This is a genomic window from Nocardioides sp. cx-173 (assembly GCF_021117365.1).
Classification (GTDB): Bacteria; Actinomycetota; Actinomycetes; order Propionibacteriales; family Nocardioidaceae; genus Nocardioides.
This window is the reverse complement of record NZ_CP088262.1, coordinates 3,161,787-3,181,838: the sequence shown is the minus strand read 5'-3', so window position 1 is coordinate 3,181,838 and position 20,052 is coordinate 3,161,787. Positions and strand designations below refer to the sequence as shown.

The window sequence follows — 20,052 nt, the reverse complement described above, 5'->3', positions numbered from 1 at the left end:
GCTGGTTATTGCTCGGCGAGCCCCGCGGTGAGGGCGATCTCCACCATGTCGCCGAAGGTCTGCTCCCGCTCCTGTGCGGTGGTCTCCTCGCCGGTGACGACGTGGTCCGACACCGTGCAGACGGCCAGCGCCCTGCGGCCGTGCTTGGCGGCGAGCGTGTAGAGCGCGGCCGCCTCCATCTCGACGGCGAGGACGCCGTACTCCACCATCCGCGCCGACAACTCGGGACGGGCGGGGTAGAACGAGTCACTGCTGAAGACCAGCCCGACGTGGACCGATGCCTCGGTCTCGAGGGCCTCGGCCGCGGCGGCCGCGTCGCGCAACAGCGAGAAGTCGGCGACCGGGGCGTAGTCCAGCCCGCCGAATGCGATCCGGTTCATCGCGGAGTCGGTGCACGCGCCGGAGGCGATCACCAGGTCGCGCACCGCCAGGCGCTCGGTCAGTGCGCCGCAGGAGCCGACCCGGATGACCGACTGCACGTCGTACTCGGTGAACAGCTCGTTGAGGTAGATCGCCATCGACGGCTGGCCCATGCCCGAGCCCTGCACCGAGACCCGCTGCCCGCGCCAGGTGCCGGTGAAGCCGTACATGCCGCGCACTTCGGTGTAGCACCGGGCGTCCTCGAGGAACGTCTCGGCGATCCACTTGGCGCGGAGCGGGTCGCCGGGCATCAGGACGACGGGCGCGATCTCGCCGGGCTGGGCGGCGATGTGGGTGCTCATGGCATGGACCCTAGGACTAACTTCGGGTCGTGACATATCCCCACCTGCGCCTCGCCTCACCCGCCCACGACCGCCTCGGGCAGCAGCGCAAGGACGACAGCTGGCTGGCGGAGCGCTGGGCGGAGCCGGGGACCCGGGTGCTGGTGGTGGCCGGGACCCGCGTGCGGCCCCGCAACGGCGCGCTGGAGTGGGTGTCCCCGGCCGAGGCGCCCGAGGGCACCCGGGTGCTGCTCGGGGAGCGCGACGCGACGACGTGGTGGGCGGTCATCGCCGACGGCGCCCTGGCCGCGGAGGAGTCCGACGCCTGGGTCCCGCTGCGCGGGCTGCTCCCGGCCCTCGCCGGCGCCTCGACCGACGAGGCGCCGCTGGTCTTCCACGCGCTCGGCCTCGCCGAGTGGCTCTGGGCCACCCGGTTCTGCCCGCGCTGCGGCGGGGCCCTCGAGCCCCAGGCGGCCGGCCACGAGCTGCGCTGCACCGCGTGTGGGCGCCCGCAGTTCCCGCGCACCGACCCGGCCGTGATCATGCTGATCACCGACGGCGAGCCCGGCGCGGCCGACGAGCGCTGCCTGCTGGGCCGTCAGGCGGTCTGGCCGGAGGGACGCTTCTCCACCCTCGCCGGCTTCTGCGAGCCGGGAGAGACCCTCGAGGACGCCGTACGGCGTGAGGTCGCCGAGGAGGTGGGCGTGCGAGTCGGCGAGGTGAGCTACTTCGGCAACCAGCCCTGGCCGCTGCCGGCGAGCCTGATGCTCGGCATGGTCGGGCGCGCGGAGACCACCGAGATCGTCGTCGACCGGGACGAGATCGAGGAGGCCCGCTGGTTCACCCGGGCCGAGATGCGCGAGCAGGCCGAGGCCGGCGACGTCCTGCTCCCCAGCGGCGTCTCGATCAGTCGCAGCCTCGTCGAGCACTGGTACGGCGCCCCGCTTCCCGGCAGCCACTGGTGACCCGTCACCAACTGCACGGAAAAGCCGCTGACCCGTCAGAAAGTTTGTGACGGGTCAGCGGTGGGTCAGGCCAGGGAGGCGACCTTCTCCTTGACCTGGGCCAGGGAGGGGTTGGTCTGGGCAGTGCCGTCGGAGTAGACCAGCGTGGGGACGGTCTGGTTGCCGTTGTTGGCGGACTCGACGATCTTGACGGCCTCGGGCTGCTGCTCGATGTCGACCACGTCGTAGGTGATGCCCTCGCGGTCGAGCTGGCTCTTCAGCCGGTGGCAGTAGCCGCACCAGGGAGTCGTGTACATCGTGAAGCTGCTCATGTGGGGTTGTCGCCTCCGGCGTCTAGGGTCGTGACTGCAGCCGATACAACCATCTCGACGCAGGAGTTGTTCCTTTGTCCCACGACCTGCTCGCCGCGCTCGACCCCGAGCAGCGGCGTGTGGCGGAGGCGCTGCGCGGCCCCGTGCGGGTGCTCGCCGGCGCCGGCACCGGCAAGACCCGCGCGATCACCCACCGGATCGCGCACGGCGTGGCCACCGGCGTCTACGCGCCCTCGGAGGTGCTCGCGGTGACGTTCACGACGCGCGCCGCCGGGGAGATGCGCGGGCGCCTTCGCGGACTGGGCGCGGGCGGGGTCCAGGCCCGCACGTTCCACTCCGCGGCGCTGCGCCAGCTGCGCTACTTCTGGCCCCACGTCCACGGCACCGAGCTGCCCACGCTGATCGAGTCCAAGATCGGGATGCTCGCCTCGGCCGCCCGCCGGCAGCGCCTCAGCTCGGACCAGGCGCTGCTGCGCGACCTCGCCTCGGAGATCGAGTGGGCCAAGGTCAGCAACGTGCACCCCGACGACTACGCCCGCCTCGCCGAGGCGCGCGGGCGCACGGTGTCCGGCCAGGACCCCGAGACCGTGGGCCGGGTCTTCGCCGCCTACGAGGAGGTCAAGCGCGCCCAGGGCCGCATGGACATGGAGGACGTGCTGCTGCTGACCGCCGGCATCCTGGCCGAGGACGAGCGGGTGGCGGCGCAGGTACGCCGCCAGTACAAGTGGTTCGTCGTCGACGAGTTCCAGGACGTCTCGCCCCTGCAGTCGGCGCTGCTGGACCTGTGGCTCGGCGGCCGCGACGAGATCTGCGTGGTCGGCGACCCGGCGCAGACGATCTACTCCTTCGCCGGCGCCAACGCCGACTACCTCACCGGCTTCACCACCAAGTTCCCCGGCGCGACCTCGGTCGAGCTGGTGCGCAACTACCGCTCCACGCCGCAGGTCGTCGAGGCCGCCAACACGCTCCTCGCGGGCTCCGCCACCCAGTCGGTCCAGCTGCGGGCCCAGCGTCCGGCCGGTCCCGCGGTCACCTTCACCCCCGCGCCCGATGAGGTCGCCGAGGCCCACCAGGTGGCCCGGCGCATCCAGGCCCTGCGGGGGAGCGGGCGGGCGCTGTCGGAGATCGCGGTGCTATTTCGCATCAACGCCCAGTCCGAGGCCTACGAGGAGGCGCTGTCCGACCTCGCCATCCCGTACGTCATCCGCGGCGCCGCCCGCTTCTTCGACCGGCCCGAGGTGCGTGAGGCGGTGACCCGGCTGCGCGGCGCCGCCCGCTCGGGCAGCTCGGAGGTCGACGGGGGAGTGGGCGAGCTGGTCGACGTCGTCCGCGCCACCCTGGCCGGCATGGGCTGGACCGCGGAGCCGCCCACCGGGCGGGGCCAGACCCGCGACCGCTGGGAGTCCTGGCAGGCGCTGGTCAGCCAGGCCGAGCAGTTCGCCCGGGGCGAGGGCGCCACGCTGGGGACGTTCGTGGACGACCTCGACCGCCGCGCCGCCGAGCAGCATGCCCCGGTCGCCGAAGGGGTCACCCTCGCCACCTTCCACGCGGCCAAGGGCCTGGAGTGGGACTCGGTGTTCCTGTGCGGTCTGCAGGACGGCACGCTCCCGATCGTCTACGCCGACACCCCGGCCGCGATCGAGGAGGAGCGCCGCCTGCTCTACGTCGGCATGACCCGCGCCCGCGTGGACCTCGCCCTCTCCTGGGCGCAGGCCCGCAACCCCGGCCAGGCCGCCCGCCGCAAGCCGTCGCGCTTCCTCGACCCCCTGCTTCCCGACGCCGTTCGCAGCGAGCCCGCGACCGCTCGCCGCAGCAGGGTGGCCAACTGCCGCGAGTGCGGCAAGCCGCTGCGCACCGGCGCGGAGAAGAAGCGCGGCCGCTGCACCGACTGCCCGGCGTCCTACGACGAGGCGCTGTTCGACCGTCTGCGGGAGTGGCGCAAGGAGCGCGCCGGCGAGGACGAGGTGCCGGCGTTCGTCATCTTCACCGACGCGACGCTGCAGCTCATCGCGGAGCACCGGCCCCGGTCGCCGCAGGCGCTGCTGCGCATCAGCGGGGTCGGCGAGAGCAAGCTCGAGCGCTATGGCGAGGAGCTCCTGGAGCTGCTGGTCTAGAGCGGTTCGCAGGAAATGCCGGAAATAGCCATAAAATCGTTTGCTCATTACATCGCGGTGGCGGTAACTTCGTCGTCATCGAATAAGCCGCGCACCACGGTCCTGACAAGGCCGGCGCCCGAAGCACTGAAGGAGGTGGCCCGCATGATCACCAACACCATCACGATGACGACCCCGTCCAACCAGGGGATGGCGTCCGGCTTTGGCATGCCCATGTGCGGCCACGCCGCCTTCGCCACCCCGGCGACGGGCCGGTGGTCCGTCGATCTTCGAGGTATGGAGATCGTCCGCGATCGCGCCGTCGTCAAGGGACAGGTGGCTCGCGTCGCCGCCGCCTACGTCCCGGGGACCCACGCCTGGAGTTCGCCACCCTGTTGAGATAACAGACTGGCTCACCTCCAGGCCGCGGAACCCACCAAGGGATCCGCGGCCTTTGTGTTTGTCAAAGGCCTCGATCTCCCCGCCACACCGCACCACCCACCGCGATCAGGTCACCGACAGGAGGTGAGATGGATGACCATCAGCGTTCTCGACCGCACCGCCGGGCAGCAGGAGCCGGGCCACGAGCTCTCCTCGGAGACGACCCTGGGCCACCTGCACGACCAGGCCGGTTACGTCGACCACGAGCGGCTGCCCTGCCGGGTCAACAACCCCGAGCTGTGGTTCGCCGAGTCGCCCACCGACGTGGAGTTCGCCAAGGCCCTGTGCCAGGACTGTCCCGTCCAGGCACTGTGCCTCAGCGGAGCCCTCGACCGGCGTGAGCCCTGGGGCGTCTGGGGAGGCGAGCTGTTCCTGCAGGGAGCAGTGATCCCCCGCAAGCGTCCGCGCGGCCGACCCCGCAAGAACGAGGCCGCCGCGTAGGCGGCCGCCTGTCCCGACCAGAGCACCGCCTCGGAAAAGCACCACCACCATCCATGAACCTGAATCAGAACCGGAGTACCGACATGAACCACCTCCTGACCGAAGACCTGGCGCGCGCGCATATGGCCGCGCGCCTGGGAGAGGCGCAATCGTTGCGCATGGGCAGCCGTCTTGCCCGTGCCCGCCGGCTCAGCCGCAAGGCCGAGCTGGCCGCGCAGCAGGCACGCCTCGCCCTCGCTCGCGCTCTGTAGGACCCCCGGTGATCGTCTCGATCACCGCCACCCTGATCGCGGGTGAACCCGGAGCCGGGTACGACGAACTCGTCGTACCCGGCTCCTTCCCGTCTCGGCCGGCTCCGGGCCCGCGGCGCTAGCCTCGTCCCCATGGTCACGTGCGACTTCTGCGGGCGTCGGGAGACCGACGCCTCCGCCACCCTGACCTGGACCACCTCCGTCGAGGGCCGGGTCACCCGCCGCTACTGCGACACGTGCTCGCGCGAGCACCTGCGCGCGATGGAGGCGAAGCTGGACCGCGAGCACTGGTGAGCGGGGCCAACGATCCTCAGATCGCGACGGTGAGCAGGTCGTCCCAGGCGCAGCCGCAGTGCGGGTGGCGCGGCCAGCGGCGCGGCTGCGGCGCGGCGAGCGGGCCGAGGTCGTAGGTGGTCGACCAGGTGGACGGGCACTCGCCCTCGACGTAGCGCAGCAGGTCGCGCACCGCCCAACCGACGGCCAGGTGGGTGAGGGCCGGGTCGCGCGGGGGACCGGGGACGCCGGGCTCCAGGGTGGTCTGCTCGACCACCAGCGCGCGGCGCGGGTCGCTCTCGGCCAGCGCCGCGTCCACGCAGCGCAGGCACGCGGTGGTGCCGGGCGCCACGAACGGGCCGAGCCGCACCGCGCCCAGCGACGAGGCCATCGCGAGGTGCGGGACGCCGTCGCGCACGAGGTCGTCCAGCGCGGCCCGGCTCAGCTCGCCCTCGGAGACCACCAGCCAGACGTCGGCCTCCTCGCCGGGCTCGCGCACGCCGACACCGGCGTCGCGCAGCAGCCGTGCCGCCGGCTCCCGGACCTCCGGCGCTGCCCAGACCCCCACCCGGGCGGTGGCACGGGCCTCGAGGCGCTCGGCGGCCGAGGCGCCGAACTGCGTCCAGGCCACCAGTGCGGGGTCCTCGGGGCGCAGCCGCTGCAGGACGTCGGCGTCCACGAGCAGGCCGGCGTCGTGCAGGCCGCGCAGCACCAGCCACGCGGCGCCGTCGAGGTCGGGGAGTGGGCGGCCCTCGCTCAGCGCGTCCAGCAGGCGGCGTACGACGGGCCGGTCACCGACGACGAGGCGGTGCGGCGGATCGGTCCCCACGCGTAGGTGCTGGTCGTCGTGGCGCGCGACCGCGATCCCCGGGCGCAGGACGGGGCGGGCGGGCAGACCGGGCAGGGGCGGTGAGACGGCCATGTGCCGAGCCTCGCACCGACGCGGGCCCGGTCGTCGTCCCTCTCCACAGGCCCACCCTCCAGAGCCGAGCGGTGGCCGAAATGCCAGGCGGCGGTGCCGCCCCCGAGGGGATGGCACCGCCGCGCAGCGGGTGGGGCGTGTCAGTCGTGGATCACGCCTTGCCGAGAATGCGGTTCAGGTTGGTGCTGCACACGGGGCACACGGCCTTGGCCATGCGGGTGCCCTTGTCGTTCACCTTCACCTCGCCCTCAGCCTCGCGCTTCTCCTTGCACTTCACGCAGTAGAACTCGCCGCTCCAGGTCTCCGCCATGACGGCCTCCTTGCCTAGTTACTCACTCGGTCGTCGCGGCGGGGATGATGGGGAAGCCCGCCGGAAGCTCGGCGGCGGGTGCCACCGAACCGACTCGACCCTACGGCACGAGGGCGCGAGGGCGTGACAGGCGCCCCGCGCGCCTGAGATCGGTCCGTGGCCCGCCGTACCGCTCGCTCCGCGCTCAGTAGGGTGCGGCCATGCCCGATCTCACCCAGCTGCGCCTCGAGCGACCCGCTCCCGGTGTCGCCCTCCTGGTCCTCGACAACCCCGACCAGCGCAACGCGATGTCGGAGGAGATGACGTCCTCCTGGGTCGCCGCCGTCGACGAGCTCGCCGCCGACCGCTCCGTGCGCGCCGTCGTCGTGACCGGGGAGGGCAGCGCGTTCTGCTCCGGCGGCGACACGTCCTGGATCGCCGGCGAGCCCGACGCGACGGTCGACGAGCTGCGCGAGCGGATGCTGCCCTTCTATCGCGCCTGGCTCTCGGTGCGGCGCCTGGAGGTCCCGACGATCGCCGCGATCAACGGCGCCGCGATCGGGGCGGGGCTGTGCCTGGCGCTGGCCTGCGACCTGCGCTACGCCGCGTCGGGCGCCAAGCTGGGCGTGCCCTTCGTCAGGCTCGGCATGCACCCGGGCATGGCGGCGACGTACCTGCTGCCCGACGTCGTCGGCCCGGCGATCGCGCGGGACCTGCTGCTCACCGGCCGGGTGGTCGAGGCCGAGGAGGCGCTCGGCCTGGGCCTGGTCTCGCGGGTGCACGGGCGCGAGAGGTTCCTCGAGGACGTGCTGGAGACCGCCGCCGGGATCGCGGCGACCGCCCCAATCGCGAGCCGGCTCACCACCCTCGCGCTGCGCCACGGCCACGCCGACCTGGAGGCCGGTCTGCAGTGGGAGGCCATGGCCCAGCCGCTCACGCTCGCGACGGCGGACCTGCAGGAGGGCATCCGGGCCAGCCGCGAGCGGCGCCCGCCGGAGTTCACCGGCCGCTGAGCCGAGACGGGAAGAGGCCCCCGCGCCGCGTCACGCCACTCGCCTTCCCCTTGCGAGTGCCGGTTCGCGGCCCGGGGGCCTCGTCCGTCCCGAACGCTAGAGAGCGGGCCGCCCCCGGTCAACGCGTCCCGACCCCCGCCTGTGGACAAGGTTGTGGACAACTCTGTGGACAACCCGCACCCACCGGTGGACATGGGGCCGACAGGCGGGAGTGGCCTGTGGAGGACACGCCCGGGATCTGCCGCCGTGGGCACCCTGACCTGCGACGATGGTCCTCCACCGCGTGTGGACGGAAAGTTCTCGGGAAATACCTCAAAGAGGGAGCGCCTGGATGACCTCGTACGACGCCGGGCCGGTCGCCGCGCTGCGCCGGATCTCGTTCCTGCTGGAGCGAGCCCGGGAGGACACCTACAAGGTCAAGGCGTTCCGCGGCGCGGCCGCCGCCATCCTGCCGCTGCCCGAGGAGGAGCTGGTCCGCCGGGTGGCGGACGGCACGCTGACCGACCTGCCGGGCGTCGGCGCGAGCTCGGCGAAGGTGATCGCCGCGGCCGTGCGCGGGGAGCTGCCCGATCGCCTGGCGACGGCCGAGGCGGAGCTGTCCGGCCCGCTGACCGACGGCGGCGCCGCGCTGCGCTCCCGGCTGCGGGGCGACCTGCACTCCCACTCCGACTGGTCCGACGGCGGCTCGCCGGTCGAGGAGATGGCGATCACCGCGATGGAGCTCGGCCACGACTACTTGGTGCTCACCGACCACTCGCCACGGCTCACGATCGCCCACGGGCTCAGCGCCGAGCGGCTCACCCGCCAGCTGGGCGTCGTGGAGGCGGTCAACGACCACCTGGCCGGGGGGTTCACGCTGCTCAAGGGCATCGAGGTGGACATCCTCGACAACGGCTCCCTGGACCAGGACGACGAGCTCCTGGCCCGCCTCGACGTGCGCGTCGCGAGCGTCCACTCCAAGCTGAAGATGGACGCCCCGGCGATGACCCGGCGGATGATCGGCGCCGTCCGCAACCCCCGCACCAACGTCCTGGGCCACTGCACCGGCCGCCTGGTCACCGGCGGGCGCGGCACCCGCGGCCAGTCGCAGTTCGACGCGAAGGCGGTCTTCGAGGCGTGCGCGGAGCACGACGTCGCCGTGGAGATCAACTCCCGTCCCGAGCGCCGCGACCCGCCGACCGCGCTCCTCGAGCTCGCCCGCGACAGCGGTTGCCTGTTCTCGATCGACAGCGACGCCCACGCTCCCGGGCAGCTCGACTTCCTGGTCCTGGGCTGCGAGCGGGCCGAGGCGGCGGGCATCGACCCCGACCGGATCGTCAACACCTGGCCGAAAGAGCGCCTACTGGAGTGGGCGCGGAAGTAGATTCGGCCCATGACCGGGGCCGAGGTGGAGGTACGCCGCAGCAAGCGGCGCCGCCGCACGGTCTCCGCCTACCGCGAGGGCGACCGGATCGTGGTGCTCGTGCCGGCCTCGCTGACCCGGGCCGAGGAGACCGAGTGGGTCCGCACGATGGTCGAGCGGATCGAGCGGGCCGAGAAGCGGCGGCAGCTCACCGACGAGGACCTGTTGACCCGGTCCAGGAGCCTGAGCGACGAGTACCTCGGCGGGCTGGCCGCGCCCAGCACGGTGCGCTGGGTGGACAACCAGCTGACCCGGTGGGGTTCCTGCACGCCCGGCGACCGCACGATCCGGCTCTCCGAGCGGCTGCAGGGGATGCCGGGCTGGGTGGTCGACTACGTGCTGGTCCACGAGCTCGCCCACCTCATCGAGCCGGGCCACGACGCGGCGTTCTGGGGCTGGGTCGACCGCTACCCGCAGGCCGAGAAGGCCAAGGGCTACCTCGAGGGCTGGTCGGCCGCCGCCCAGCTCGAGGCCCCGTTCGATGCGCTCCCCGGCGTCGAGGACGCCTGAGCCCGTGACACCGCCAGCTCGACCAGCTCGACCAGGTCGGGTCCGGGGTCGGGCAGCGCGTCCACCGGCCACCACGCGACGTCCAGCGACTCCTCGCTGACCGCCGGTGCGGCATCCGGGCGCGCCAGCGCCAGGAACCGTACGTCGAGATGGTGCACCGGCCCGCCGGGCAGGTCCGGACCGCAGAACGGCACGGCGTGCTCGCTGAGCTGCACCGGCACCGGGTCCAGGCGCAGATCCGCGAGGCCGCCCTCCTCGACGGCCTCGCGCAGCGCCGCGCCGGCGAGGGTGGCGTCGCCGGGCTCGCAGTGGCCGCCCAGCTGGAACCAGCGCCGGGCCTTGGCGTGCAGGGTCAGCAGCACCCGGTCGAGCCCCGCGCTCAGGACCAGGGTGCTGGCGGTCAGGTGGTCGGGACGGCACTCGCGGCGCAGGCCGTCGGGGTGGGCCTCGAGATGCGCGAGGTAGCGCTGGCGCAGCGCCTCCTGCGCCGCCGAGGGCGCAGGCCAGCCGCGCAGGCTCGCCAGCGCGTCGGCGTGCAGGGTCACTCGCCGTCGAGCAGCTTGCGCAGCTCGGCGTCGAAGTCGTCCTCGGTGAGGGACTTCGGCGCGGCGGCGTCCTCGCGGAAGCCCAGCGGGTCGTCGAGGTCCGCCGCGGTCGGCAGCAGGTCCGGGTGCAGCCACACGCCGTCGCGGGCCTCCTGGCCCTGGCGCTGGCGCAGGGAGCCCCACAGGGTGGACGCGTCGCGCAGCCGGCGCGGGCGCAGCTCCAGCCCCACCAGCGCGGCGAAGGTCTCCTCGGCCGGCCCGCCGGCGGCGCGGCGCCGGCGTACGGCCTCCTGCAGGCGCGACGCCGTGGGCATCCGCTCGGCGGTGGCCTGGCCGACGACCTCGTCGACCCACCCCTCGACCAGGGCGAGCGCGATCTCCAGGCGCTCGAGGGCCGCCTTCTGGGCCGGCGACGGCGGCAGGTCGAACAGCCCGCCCTCGAGCAGCTGCTGCATCGACTCGGGGTTGGTCGGGTCCAGGCCGCTCATCTGCTCCTGGATGCGGCTCTGCAGTCCCTCGACGTTGATCTCGACGCCGCCCGCGACCTGGGTGACCGCACCCACGAGGTGCTCGCGGAGCCACGGGGCGTGGGCGAACAGGCGCTGGTGCGCGGCCTCGCGCAGCGCGAGGTAGAGCAGGACGTCGTCCTCGCCGACGTCCAGGCCTTCGGCGAACGCCGTGATGTTGGCCGGGATCAGGGCGGCGTGGCCGCGCGCCGACAGGGGCAGGCCGATGTCGGAGGCGGTGAGCACCTCGCCGGCGAGGCTGCCGAGCCCCGAGCCGACCTGGTTGGCCAGCATCGCGCCGATGGCCTTGCCGAGGATGCCGATGATCGGCCCCGCAGCGGCCTGGGCCTCCGGCGGGAGGGCCTTGGCCATCCCCGTCACGGACTGCTCGGCGACGGGCTCGACCAGCACCTTCCACGAGTCGAGCGTCGAGACGACCCACTCGGCGCGGCTCCAGGCCGCGGTCGAGGTGACCGCGGAGGGGATGTCGGTCACGCCGTCGAGCCAGTGGTCGGCCAGGCGCACGGCGTCGGCGACGGCGTCCTTCTGGCGCTGGGTCGGGGAGGGGTCCGGGCTCTGCGCCACCGTCTTGCGGGCGACGTCCTCGGCCACCTGCCAGTTGAGGGCGCCGTCGTAGGGCTGCATCATCGCCTGGATCTGGCCGAAGACCTGGCTCAGGTCGGGCATCCCCCCGAGGCCGGGGCCGCCCGGCCCGCCGGTCATGCCGCTGAAGAACTGCTCGAACGGCGTGCCCTTGAAGGGGTTCTGGCCCTCGTCTGGTCCTTCGCCGGAGCCATCTCCGGATCCTGTGCTCATGAGGCCACGGTACTGCTCTCCGGCAACCCGTAGGGTCGGTGTGTGGCCCATCCCGCTGTCCGCCTCGTCGACCTCCGCGAGACGCCGCTGAGCGTCGAGGAGGTCACCGGCGTGCTCGACGACCCGACCGACGGTGGCGTCACCGTGTTCATCGGCCGGGTGCGCGACCACGACGGCGGCAAGGGGGTCTCCGGCCTGGACTACTCCGCGCATCCCAGCGCCCTCGACCGGCTCCGCGAGGTGTGCGACCGGGTCGCGGGGCGCCACGAGGTGCACGGGCTCGCCGCGGTGCACCGCGTCGGCCACCTCGACATCGGCGACATCGCCGTCGTCGTCGCCACCGCCGCCGCGCACCGGGGTCAGGCGTTCGACGCGTCGCGGGACCTGATCGACACGCTCAAGGACGAGGTGCCGATCTGGAAGCACCAGGTCTTCGACGACGGCACCCAGGAGTGGGTGGGCGCGCCGTAGCTCGCCGGGTCTCGACACGGACTCGCTGGCGCTCGCCCGGCTCGACCACCGAGTCCCTGCCAGGACGAGCGCGTCGAGACCCGGTGGTCGAGCCGCGAGCGGCAGCGAGCGTGTCGAGACCCGGTGACCCCCGCCCCGCGTCGTAGGCTCGAACGCGTGGAGATCCTGCTCTGGCTCGTGCCGCCCGCCGTGGTCACGGTGCTGGCGATGCTCTGGGTGAGCTGGCTCGGGCGCGAGGGGCGGGGCGAGGTCGACCGGGAGGTCGCCGTACGCCGCCTGGGGCAGGCGCTGGAGAGGCCGTCGCGCGTCCCGCGCTACGTGTCGCGCACCCGCGAGCGCGACCGCAGCACCGGGATCGCCGTACGCCCGTCGCGCACGAGCGCGCCGGTGCGCTCCCTGCCACCGGCCGAGGAGCCCCCGCAGCGCCGCGTGTCCTGAGCCTGATCCCGGCGCCGGTCGCACCTTGGCCGGGATGAGAGGGTTGGCGCCATGAGCCAGCGCCTGATGGCCGCGTTGATCGCGGGACCACTGGTGCTCGTGCTGCTCGTGCTGGCGGCGTTCCTGCCGCTCGACTACGTCACCTACCGGCCCGGCCAGACCGTGGACGTGCTCGCGGAGACCGACGGCTCGGAGATCATCCAGGTCGACGGTCACCAGGCCTACCGCGACGACGGCGAGCTGCGGATGACCACGGTCCTGGTCTCGCTGCCGAAGGACGACGCCGGCGACTGCGGCAGCGGCTGCCGCAAGAACCTCTTCGACCTGATGGCCGCGTGGATCAGCCCCGACGACGCCGTCTACCCCTACGACGCTGTCTACGACGAAGACGAGACGCAGGAGTCCAACGACCGCGAGGGAGCCGTGTCGATGGTGACCTCGCAGGACGCCGCGATCGCGGCCGCGCTGCGCGAGCTCGGGGTGAAGTTCACCAGCGCCGTGGAGGTCAGCTTCGTGGAGGAGGGGATGCCCGCGGAGGGCAAGCTGCTGGTGGGCGACGTCCTGCTCGAGGTGAACGGCGAGAAGGTCACCTCTGCCCAGCAGATCCAGGACGCCGTGAAGGCGACCAAGCCCGGAGAGAGCGTCGACCTCCGGATCCGGCGCGACCGCACGGAGCTGGACGTGAAGATCGAGCCGCGCACGGTCAAGGGCCAGAAGATGATCGGGATCACCCCCGGCAACGGGTTCGTCTTCCCCTTCGACGTGAAGGTCAACATCGACCCCAACATCGGCGGTCCCAGCGCGGGACTGATGTTCGCCCTGTCGATCTACGACACCCTGACGCCCGGCTCCCTGACCGGCGGCCACGTCGTCGCCGGGAGCGGCGAGATCGACCCGGCCGGCAAGGTGGGGCCGATCGGCGGGATCCAGCAGAAGATCGCCGGCGCGCGCGACGACGGGGCCGAGCTGTTCCTGGTGCCCGCCGACAACTGTGACGAGGCCCTCGGCGCCGACCCCGGCGACATGAGACTGGTGCGCGCCACGACGATGCACGAGGCCCGCGAGGCCATCGAGGACTGGGTCGCCGATCCCGACGCGGACCTTCCCTCCTGCGAGGATGCCGCATGACCGAGACCAAGCCGCCGGCCGACCCGCTCGACGCGGACCCGGCACTCGCCTCCGCGATCCTCGAGATCGAGAGCCACCTCGCCCAGGACGGCTGGGACCAGCCGGCCCGCCTCTACGCGCTCGTCGACACCGCCCGCCTGGTCTCGCACGAGCCGGCGCTGGCTGCGGCGATGGGCCTCGACCACGCCTCCGAGCAGGGCTCGCTGACCGCGATCGAGCAGGACCAGCTGAGCCCCGAGGTCGAGCTGGAGCGGGCGCTCGAGACGATCAGCTGGCCCCCGGAGGTGTTAGGCTGCGCGGCGGTCGTGGAGCGGCTGGTGCTACCGCCGGACGCCGACGCGCAGATCCCCGAGGACGAGACCGAGGCCCAGCGCTACGCCCGCGAGCATCCCGACCGGCAGGAAGTGCGCATCGTGGCGGGCGCCACCCGCCACGGCGCGACGTACTGTGCGCTGCGCCTGCGCGCCCACGATGACGACCAGTCGGTCGTCGGGGGCATCGACCTGGTGCCCGGGCTGCTCGCGCTGCTCGGCGCCACCCTGACCGACGAGCCAGATACCGCAGAATCCGCAGAACCCGAGGAGAACCCGTGAGTGAGCTGTTCGACGACGACCCCCGAGACCCGGCCCCTGCGCCGTCGCGTCGTTCGCGGGCGCTGATCGTCTCGGCGGTCGTGCTCATCGTCGCGTTCTTCGGACTCACCACGTTCGCGGCGATCTACACCGATCGGCTGTGGTTCCGCTCGTCGGGCTACGGCAACGTCTTCAACACGCTGTTCTGGACCCGGACCGGGCTGTTCATCGCGTTCGGCGCGTTCATGGGTCTCGTGGTCGCGGTCAACGTGGTGCTCGCCTACCGCTACCGGCCGCTGTTCCGCCCGACCTCGCCGGAGCAGGGTGGTCTCGACCGCTACCGCGACGCCGTCACCCCTATCCGCACCTGGATCGTCGTCGGGGTCGCGCTGCTGCTCGGCCTCTTCGCCGGCACCTCGGGCGCGGGGGAGTGGCGCAACTACCTGCTGTGGCGCAACTCCCAGGAGTTCGGCAGCGAGGACGCCTACTTCAACCGCGACATCGGCTTCTACGTCTTCGACCTGCCCTTCCTGCACTACCTCGTCGACTTCATGATGGCGACGATCGTGATCGCGCTGCTCGCGGCGGCGGTCACCCACTACCTGTACGGCGGGGTGCGACTGCAGGCGCGCCGGGACCGCCTCTCGGGCGCGGCGCAGGTCCAGCTGTCGGTCCTGCTCGGGCTGTTCGTCCTGGTCAAGGCCGGGGACTACTACCTCGACCGCTTCGACCTGGTGAACCAGTCGGGTCGCCTCATCACCGGCATCACCTACACCGACGACCACGCGGTCCTGCCCGCCAAGAGCATCCTCATGGGCATCGCGCTGATCTGCGCGGTCCTGTTCTTCCTCAACGTCTGGCGCCGCACCTGGACCCTGCCGTCGGTCGGCCTCGCGCTGCTCGCGCTGTCGGCGGTGCTCCTGGGCATGATCTGGCCCGGCATCGTGCAGCAGTTCCAGGTCAAGCCCTCCGAGGCGGACAAGGAGGCGGAGTACATCGCCGCCAACATCGAGGCCACCCGGGCGGCGTACGACCTCACCGACGTGGAGAGCGAGCCCTACACGAGCAACTCCAGCGCCGACCCGGAGCTGGCCTCCGCGTTGAGCAGCCAGACCGCATCGGTGCCGCTCGTCGACCCGCAGCTGGTGCGGGCGACCTTCCAGCAGAACCAGCAGGGTCGCGCCTACTACTCGGTCGCGCCGGTGCTCGACGTCGACCGCTACGAGATGAACGGCGTCGAGCGCGCCCTCGTCCTCGGCGTGCGCGAGCTCGACCAGGACGAGATCAACGACGCCGACAAGAACTGGTCGAACCTGCACACCGTCTATACGCACGGCAACGGCGTCATCGCCGCCTACGCCAACCAGCGGGGGACCGACGACAACAGCCCCGGCACCGACATCCAGTGGGCCGAGGGCAACCAGGAGGATCGCGACGGCAGCCGCCAGGACGACCTCACCCAGGCGACCGGCGGCTACGAGAGCCGGATCTACTTCGGCGAGGACAGCCCGGACTACTCCGTCGTGGGCAAGGCCTCCGAGGACGCCGGCAGCGTCGAGCTGAGCCTGTCCAGCGGCACCGAGGACGAGGACCAGACCACGACGTACGACGGCGCGGGCGGGGTCGACATCGGCTCCACCTTCAACCAGCTCATGTACGCCGTGAAGTTCGGCGAGCCGAACTTCCTGCTGTCGGGGCGGGTGCACGAGAACAGCCAGGTGCTCTACAACCGCACCCCGCGCGAGCGCGTCGAGAAGGTCGCGCCGTGGCTGACCGTCGACGAGGACGCCTATCCCGCCATCGTCGACGGCAAGGTCGTGTGGATCCTCGACGGCTACACCACCACGGACCGCTACCCCAGCGCCGAGCGCGAGTCCTTCGAGGAGATGACGACCGACTCGCTGCAGGACGACGACGGCCTGGCCACGCTGCCCACCGACGAGATCAACTACATGCGCAACGCGGTCAAGGCGACCGTCGACGCCTACGACGGCACGGTGACGCTCTACGAGTGGGACGAGGAGGACCCGCTGCTCAAGGCGTGGATGGGCGCCTTCCCGGACACGGTGGAGGACAAGTCGGAGATCTCCGACGAGCTCATGAAGCACCTGCGCTACCCCGAGGACCTGTTCAAGGTGCAGCGCTACCAGTACGCGCGCTACCACATCACCGACGCCAACGACTGGTACCAGGGCAACGACCGCTGGGAGGTCCCGCAGGACCCCAACACCAAGGGCGACCTGCTGCAGCCGCCGTACCGGCTGTTCGTGGACGAGGCACCCGCCGAGGGGGAGGGGGCGACGCAGGAGACCTGGTCGCTGACCTCGACCTTCGTGCCGTACCGCAAGGAGAACCTCGCGTCCTTCGTGTCGGTCAACTCCGACGCGACCTCGCCGGACTACGGCAAGATCACCGTGCGCGAGCTCACCGACCAGAACACCCAGGGTCCCGGCCTCATCGCCAACGAGTTCAGCAACGACGAGAAGGTCCGCGAGGCGCTGTTGCCCTACACCTCGGGCGACTCGCCGCCGAAGTTCGGCAACCTGCTCACGCTGCCGGTCGACCAGGGCCTGATCTACGTGGAGCCGGTCTACGCCGTCCGCTCGTCGACATCGGGCTACCCGATCCTGCGCTTCGTCCTCGCCTCCTACGGCGGCGAGGTCGGCATCGGCGGCACCATGACCGACGCGCTCAAGGACGTGCTCGACGTGGACGAGATCGCCGGTCAGGAGCCCAAGCCGAGCCCCGGCCCTGACACCCCGCCGGATCCGAGCCTCTCGGTGGACCAGCGGATCCGCAACCTGCTCGACCAGGCGCAGGCGGCCTTCGACCGGGCTGACGAGGCACTGGCCGCCAACGACCTGGGCACCTACCAGGAGCAGAACGAGCGCGCCTCGGAGCTCGTCCAGCAGGCCATCGACCTCGCCGAGCAGCGCGACGCGGCGGCCGACGAGGCGAGCCCGGCGGAGGAGCAGCCTGCCGAGTGACCCGATTTGGAGCCGCTGACCCCGTCCGGTAACGTTCTTCTTACCGACGCGGGGTGGAGCAGCTCGGTAGCTCGCTGGGCTCATAACCCAGAGGTCGCAGGTTCAAATCCTGCCCCCGCTACAATGTGATGTCTCAGGACATCGGCGACACCCGGACCTGCGAACGCAGGTCCGGGTGTTGTTTATTTCGGGGTTCGCCGGGTGGGGCCTTTGGGTGCTCCGGTGGGCTGGTAGTCGCGGCTCGGGTCGAGGATCAGTTCTCGTAGGAGCTCGCCGGTGGCCGCGTTGAGGATCCTGATCTGGAGGTCCTGGACGAGCAGGATGACGCAGGTTCCGGCGTGGGTTCGGCCGACGCCGATGTGGTGCAGACGGCTGTTGTGGCGCAGCGTGACCGAGCCGGCTTTGTCGACGCGGTCGTGTCGAACCCGCTCGTGGGTCTCGGGGTCGGTGGCCGGACCCGGCAGGGCTTTGGGCATCGAGTCGTAGAGCGTTGCCGGGGTCGCCCGGTGGGGCAGCGAGCGGTGTGGTCGCTGGTGGTTGTACTGGTCGAGGAAGAGGTCCAGGAGTGCCTGCAGCTCGACGATCGTGGTCGGCTGGGCGGGCTGGGCGCGCAGCCACTTCTTCATCGTCTGCTGGAACCGCTCGGCTTTGCCGCAGGTGGTGGGGTGGCCGGGGCGGGAGTTCTTCTGGACGACGTGACGTCGTCGTAGCTCGTCTTCGAAGCTGTTGCGGCCGCCGCGTCCTCCGGCGAATCTGACGGTGTAGACCATGCCGTTGTCAGTGAGCGTGGACGCGGGGATCCCGTGCCGGGCGAGGGCTTCGCGGAAGGTTGTGACCACGATCGGGGTGGTGATCCGCGGGTGTGCGCTCACGTGCAGCGCGTAGCGGGTGCAGTCGTCGAGCCAGGTGATGATCTCCGCGTCCGCGCCGGGGCGGGCGTCGGGACGGGTGAGCCGGTAGTGGGTGAAGTCGGACTGCCAGGTCTCGTTTGGCATCGCGGCCTGGAAGCGGATGTAGGAGGACTTGGGTCGCTTCTTGGGCTCGGGGGTGACCAGTCCGGCCGCGGTGAGGTGACGGCTGATGGTCGACCTGGACACCCGGTGTCCGTGCTGGTGCTCGAGGTGCCAGGCGATGGTTTCGGGTCCGGCGTCCAGGCCGGCCTCGGTCAGCTCCTTGCGGATCCGGGCGATCAGGTCGACCAGCTCGGCTGCGAGGGCGTTGGGGGAGGTCTTGGGGCGCCGGGAGCGGGGTTCCAGTGCGGTGTCGCCCTCGGCTTCGTAGCGGGCCTTGAGCTTGTAGACCCAGGCGCGATGCACGCCGTAGCGGGCGGCGACCTCGGCAGGGGTCTGGTTGTCGACGAACAGAGCGGTGATGACCAGGCGGGCCTTCGACGTGGGCTGCGACATGGCCGAGCATCGAGCCTCCTGAAGCTGTCGCCAATGACCCGAGACAGGTGTCGCCTATGTCTTGAGACATGTGTCGCCGATGTCCTGAACCAGAACACTGCCCCCGCTACAAGTGTGATGTCTCAGGACATCGGCGACACCCGGACCTGCGAACGCAGGTCCGGGTGTTGTTTATTTCGGGGTTCGCCGGGTGGGGCCTTTGGGTGCTCCGGTGGGCTGGTAGTCGCGGCTCGGGTCGAGGATCAGTTCTCGTAGGAGCTCGCCGGTGGCCGCGTTGAGGATCCTGATCTGGAGGTCCTGGACGAGCAGGATGACGCAGGTTCCGGCGTGGGTTCGGCCGACGCCGATGTGGTGCAGACGGCTGTTGTGGCGCAGCGTGACCGAGCCGGCTTTGTCGACGCGGTCGTGTCGAACCCGCTCGTGGGTCTCGGGGTCGGTGGCCGGACCCGGCAGGGCTTTGGGCATCGAGTCGTAGAGCGTTGCCGGGGTCGCCCGGTGGGGCAGCGAGCGGTGTGGTCGCTGGTGGTTGTACTGGTCGAGGAAGAGGTCCAGGAGTGCCTGCAGCTCGACGATCGTGGTCGGCTGGGCGGGCTGGGCGCGCAGCCACTTCTTCATCGTCTGCTGGAACCGCTCGGCTTTGCCGCAGGTGGTGGGGTGGCCGGGGCGGGAGTTCTTCTGGACGACGTGACGTCGTCGTAGCTCGTCTTCGAAGCTGTTGCGGCCGCCGCGTCCTCCGGCGAATCTGACGGTGTAGACCATGCCGTTGTCAGTGAGCGTGGACGCGGGGATCCCGTGCCGGGCGAGGGCTTCGCGGAAGGTTGTGACCACGATCGGGGTGGTGATCCGCGGGTGTGCGCTCACGTGCAGCGCGTAGCGGGTGCAGTCGTCGAGCCAGGTGATGATCTCCGCGTCCGCGCCGGGGCGGGCGTCGGGACGGGTGAGCCGGTAGTGGGTGAAGTCGGACTGCCAGGTCTCGTTTGGCATCGCGGCCTGGAAGCGGATGTAGGAGGACTTGGGTCGCTTCTTGGGCTCGGGGGTGACCAGTCCGGCCGCGGTGAGGTGACGGCTGATGGTCGACCTGGACACCCGGTGTCCGTGCTGGTGCTCGAGGTGCCAGGCGATGGTTTCGGGTCCGGCGTCCAGGCCGGCCTCGGTCAGCTCCTTGCGGATCCGGGCGATCAGGTCGACCAGCTCGGCTGCGAGGGCGTTGGGGGAGGTCTTGGGGCGCCGGGAGCGGGGTTCCAGTGCGGTGTCGCCCTCGGCTTCGTAGCGGGCCTTGAGCTTGTAGACCCAGGCGCGATGCACGCCGTAGCGGGCGGCGACCTCGGCAGGGGTCTGGTTGTCGACGAACAGAGCGGTGATGACCAGGCGGGCCTTCGACGTGGGCTGCGACATGGCCGAGCATCGAGCCTCCTGAAGCTGTCGCCAATGACCCGAGACAGGTGTCGCCTATGTCTTGAGACCTGTGTCGCCGATGTCCTGAACCAGAACACTGCCCCCGCTACAAGAAAGTGGCCCCTGATCTGCGGAAACGCAGGGCAGGGGCCGCTTGGTATTTGAGCCATTCCGGC

General features: G+C 71.5%; 22 protein-coding genes and 1 tRNA gene. 15 read left to right on the top strand and 8 right to left on the bottom strand.

Translation table 11 applies throughout. The annotated features are described in order from the left end of the window. Positions 1–5: 5 nt before the first annotated feature. A complete protein-coding gene (deoD, locus tag LQ940_RS15485; RefSeq protein WP_231243158.1) occupies positions 6–722 on the bottom strand; it encodes a purine-nucleoside phosphorylase in 717 nt (238 codons plus the stop codon). Between the two features lie 29 nt (positions 723–751). Between deoD and nudC the strand changes: the two genes are divergently transcribed. Next, positions 752–1,666 (top strand): NAD(+) diphosphatase, encoded by a 915-nt coding sequence (nudC, locus tag LQ940_RS15480; RefSeq protein WP_231243159.1) that lies wholly within the window; start codon positions 752–754, stop codon positions 1,664–1,666. 65 nt (positions 1,667–1,731) lie between these two features. On the opposite strand, the gene LQ940_RS15475 is transcribed toward nudC, so the two are convergent. Then, positions 1,732–1,977, bottom strand: a complete 246-nt coding sequence (locus LQ940_RS15475) for a mycoredoxin (RefSeq protein WP_231243160.1) — start codon at positions 1,975–1,977, stop codon at positions 1,732–1,734. 74 nt (positions 1,978–2,051) lie between these two features. On the opposite strand from LQ940_RS15475, the gene LQ940_RS15470 reads away from it, so the two are divergent. The 5 genes from LQ940_RS15470 to LQ940_RS15450 all read left to right on the top strand — a co-directional run bounded on the left by LQ940_RS15470 (position 2,052) and on the right by LQ940_RS15450 (position 5,497). Continuing rightward, positions 2,052–4,091 (top strand): ATP-dependent DNA helicase UvrD2, encoded by a 2,040-nt coding sequence (locus LQ940_RS15470; RefSeq protein ID WP_231243161.1) that lies wholly within the window; start codon positions 2,052–2,054, stop codon positions 4,089–4,091. Between the two features lie 144 nt (positions 4,092–4,235). Further along, complete coding sequence (locus LQ940_RS15465) at positions 4,236–4,469, top strand: hypothetical protein (protein WP_231243162.1); 234 nt, start codon at positions 4,236–4,238, stop codon at positions 4,467–4,469. 135 nt (positions 4,470–4,604) lie between these two features. Then, complete coding sequence (locus tag LQ940_RS15460) at positions 4,605–4,952, top strand: WhiB family transcriptional regulator (protein WP_231243163.1); 348 nt, start codon at positions 4,605–4,607, stop codon at positions 4,950–4,952. Between the two features lie 53 nt (positions 4,953–5,005). Continuing rightward, on the top strand, positions 5,006–5,203 hold the full coding sequence (locus LQ940_RS15455) for a hypothetical protein (RefSeq protein WP_231243164.1): 198 nt from the start codon (positions 5,006–5,008) through the stop codon (positions 5,201–5,203). Positions 5,204–5,335: 132 nt separating this feature from the next. Beyond that, entirely contained in the window at positions 5,336–5,497 is a 162-nt protein-coding gene (locus tag LQ940_RS15450) for a hypothetical protein (RefSeq protein WP_231243165.1), read from the top strand. A 16-nt stretch (positions 5,498–5,513) separates the two neighbouring features. Here LQ940_RS15450 and LQ940_RS15445 read toward each other — a convergent pair whose 3' ends face one another. Continuing rightward, the gene (locus LQ940_RS15445) at positions 5,514–6,398 is read right to left on the bottom strand and encodes a hypothetical protein (RefSeq protein ID WP_231243166.1); all 885 of its coding nucleotides are present in this window, start codon (positions 6,396–6,398) and stop codon (positions 5,514–5,516) included. Between the two features lie 151 nt (positions 6,399–6,549). Next, the gene (locus LQ940_RS15440) at positions 6,550–6,708 is read right to left on the bottom strand and encodes a DUF5679 domain-containing protein (protein WP_091115022.1); all 159 of its coding nucleotides are present in this window, start codon (positions 6,706–6,708) and stop codon (positions 6,550–6,552) included. Between the two features lie 200 nt (positions 6,709–6,908). Between LQ940_RS15440 and LQ940_RS15435 the strand changes: the two genes are divergently transcribed. The 3 genes from LQ940_RS15435 to LQ940_RS15425 all read left to right on the top strand — a co-directional run bounded on the left by LQ940_RS15435 (position 6,909) and on the right by LQ940_RS15425 (position 9,612). After that, the gene (locus LQ940_RS15435) at positions 6,909–7,700 is read left to right on the top strand and encodes an enoyl-CoA hydratase/isomerase family protein (protein ID WP_231243167.1); all 792 of its coding nucleotides are present in this window, start codon (positions 6,909–6,911) and stop codon (positions 7,698–7,700) included. Between the two features lie 331 nt (positions 7,701–8,031). Next, the gene (locus LQ940_RS15430; protein ID WP_231243168.1) at positions 8,032–9,063 is read left to right on the top strand and encodes a PHP domain-containing protein; all 1,032 of its coding nucleotides are present in this window, start codon (positions 8,032–8,034) and stop codon (positions 9,061–9,063) included. A gap of 9 nt (positions 9,064–9,072) precedes the next feature. Further along, the gene (locus tag LQ940_RS15425) at positions 9,073–9,612 is read left to right on the top strand and encodes a M48 metallopeptidase family protein (protein WP_231243169.1); all 540 of its coding nucleotides are present in this window, start codon (positions 9,073–9,075) and stop codon (positions 9,610–9,612) included. Here the strand turns inward: LQ940_RS15425 and LQ940_RS15420 are convergent. Next, a complete protein-coding gene (locus tag LQ940_RS15420) occupies positions 9,537–10,157 on the bottom strand; it encodes an NUDIX hydrolase (RefSeq protein WP_231243170.1) in 621 nt (206 codons plus the stop codon). The two genes, LQ940_RS15425 and LQ940_RS15420, sit on opposite strands and share 76 nt — an antisense overlap. Continuing rightward, positions 10,154–11,479, bottom strand: a complete 1,326-nt coding sequence (locus LQ940_RS15415; protein ID WP_231243171.1) for a zinc-dependent metalloprotease — start codon at positions 11,477–11,479, stop codon at positions 10,154–10,156. The genes LQ940_RS15420 and LQ940_RS15415 overlap by 4 nt, the downstream gene beginning before the upstream one ends. Before the next feature lie 42 nt (positions 11,480–11,521). Here LQ940_RS15415 and LQ940_RS15410 point away from each other — a divergent pair, with 42 nt between their 5' ends. The 6 genes from LQ940_RS15410 (at position 11,522) to LQ940_RS15385 (ending at position 17,196) form a co-directional block, all read left to right on the top strand. Continuing rightward, positions 11,522–11,950, top strand: coding sequence for a molybdenum cofactor biosynthesis protein MoaE (locus tag LQ940_RS15410; protein WP_231243172.1), 429 nt, complete (start codon positions 11,522–11,524; stop codon positions 11,948–11,950). A gap of 156 nt (positions 11,951–12,106) precedes the next feature. Further along, the gene (locus LQ940_RS15405; protein WP_231243173.1) at positions 12,107–12,388 is read left to right on the top strand and encodes a hypothetical protein; all 282 of its coding nucleotides are present in this window, start codon (positions 12,107–12,109) and stop codon (positions 12,386–12,388) included. Positions 12,389–12,439: 51 nt separating this feature from the next. Further along, on the top strand, positions 12,440–13,516 hold the full coding sequence (locus tag LQ940_RS15400; RefSeq protein ID WP_231243174.1) for a YlbL family protein: 1,077 nt from the start codon (positions 12,440–12,442) through the stop codon (positions 13,514–13,516). After that, positions 13,513–14,109 carry a PPA1309 family protein gene (locus LQ940_RS15395; RefSeq protein ID WP_231243175.1) on the top strand — a complete coding sequence of 199 codons (597 nt, stop codon included), beginning with the start codon at positions 13,513–13,515 and terminating at the stop codon, positions 14,107–14,109. Before LQ940_RS15400 ends, LQ940_RS15395 begins: the two co-directional genes overlap by 4 nt. Beyond that, positions 14,106–17,075, top strand: a complete 2,970-nt coding sequence (locus LQ940_RS15390) for a UPF0182 family membrane protein (protein ID WP_231243176.1) — start codon at positions 14,106–14,108, stop codon at positions 17,073–17,075. Before LQ940_RS15395 ends, LQ940_RS15390 begins: the two co-directional genes overlap by 4 nt. Before the next feature lie 47 nt (positions 17,076–17,122). Further along, positions 17,123–17,196 (top strand) — tRNA-Met (locus LQ940_RS15385). A gap of 61 nt (positions 17,197–17,257) precedes the next feature. Here the strand turns inward: LQ940_RS15385 and LQ940_RS15380 are convergent. Both LQ940_RS15380 and LQ940_RS15375 read right to left on the bottom strand, forming a co-directional pair. Further along, positions 17,258–18,481: an IS481 family transposase gene (locus LQ940_RS15380; protein WP_231245226.1), complete on the bottom strand. Its 1,224-nt coding sequence runs from the start codon at positions 18,479–18,481 to the stop codon at positions 17,258–17,260. 171 nt (positions 18,482–18,652) lie between these two features. Next, a complete protein-coding gene (locus LQ940_RS15375; protein WP_231245226.1) occupies positions 18,653–19,876 on the bottom strand; it encodes an IS481 family transposase in 1,224 nt (407 codons plus the stop codon). Positions 19,877–20,052: the final 176 nt, after the last annotated feature.

Excerpts from the sequence above, each read along its gene's own strand:
- deoD (WP_231243158.1), bottom strand. The coding sequence starts at position 722 with ATGAGCACCCACATCGCCGCCCAGCCCGGCGAGATCGCGCCCGTCGTC.
- LQ940_RS15475 (WP_231243160.1), bottom strand. The coding sequence starts at position 1,977 with ATGAGCAGCTTCACGATGTACACGACTCCCTGGTGCGGCTACTGCCAC.
- LQ940_RS15465 (WP_231243162.1), top strand. The coding sequence starts at position 4,236 with ATGATCACCAACACCATCACGATGACGACCCCGTCCAACCAGGGGATG.
- LQ940_RS15460 (WP_231243163.1), top strand. The coding sequence starts at position 4,605 with ATGACCATCAGCGTTCTCGACCGCACCGCCGGGCAGCAGGAGCCGGGC.
- LQ940_RS15455 (WP_231243164.1), top strand. The coding sequence starts at position 5,006 with ATGAACCTGAATCAGAACCGGAGTACCGACATGAACCACCTCCTGACC.
- LQ940_RS15450 (WP_231243165.1), top strand. The coding sequence starts at position 5,336 with ATGGTCACGTGCGACTTCTGCGGGCGTCGGGAGACCGACGCCTCCGCC.
- LQ940_RS15445 (WP_231243166.1), bottom strand. The coding sequence starts at position 6,398 with ATGGCCGTCTCACCGCCCCTGCCCGGTCTGCCCGCCCGCCCCGTCCTG.
- LQ940_RS15440 (WP_091115022.1), bottom strand. The coding sequence starts at position 6,708 with ATGGCGGAGACCTGGAGCGGCGAGTTCTACTGCGTGAAGTGCAAGGAG.
- LQ940_RS15435 (WP_231243167.1), top strand. The coding sequence starts at position 6,909 with ATGCCCGATCTCACCCAGCTGCGCCTCGAGCGACCCGCTCCCGGTGTC.
- LQ940_RS15430 (WP_231243168.1), top strand. The coding sequence starts at position 8,032 with ATGACCTCGTACGACGCCGGGCCGGTCGCCGCGCTGCGCCGGATCTCG.
- LQ940_RS15425 (WP_231243169.1), top strand. The coding sequence starts at position 9,073 with ATGACCGGGGCCGAGGTGGAGGTACGCCGCAGCAAGCGGCGCCGCCGC.
- LQ940_RS15415 (WP_231243171.1), bottom strand. The coding sequence starts at position 11,479 with ATGAGCACAGGATCCGGAGATGGCTCCGGCGAAGGACCAGACGAGGGC.
- LQ940_RS15400 (WP_231243174.1), top strand. The coding sequence starts at position 12,440 with ATGAGCCAGCGCCTGATGGCCGCGTTGATCGCGGGACCACTGGTGCTC.
- LQ940_RS15395 (WP_231243175.1), top strand. The coding sequence starts at position 13,513 with ATGACCGAGACCAAGCCGCCGGCCGACCCGCTCGACGCGGACCCGGCA.
- LQ940_RS15380 (WP_231245226.1), bottom strand. The coding sequence starts at position 18,481 with ATGTCGCAGCCCACGTCGAAGGCCCGCCTGGTCATCACCGCTCTGTTC.
- LQ940_RS15375 (WP_231245226.1), bottom strand. The coding sequence starts at position 19,876 with ATGTCGCAGCCCACGTCGAAGGCCCGCCTGGTCATCACCGCTCTGTTC.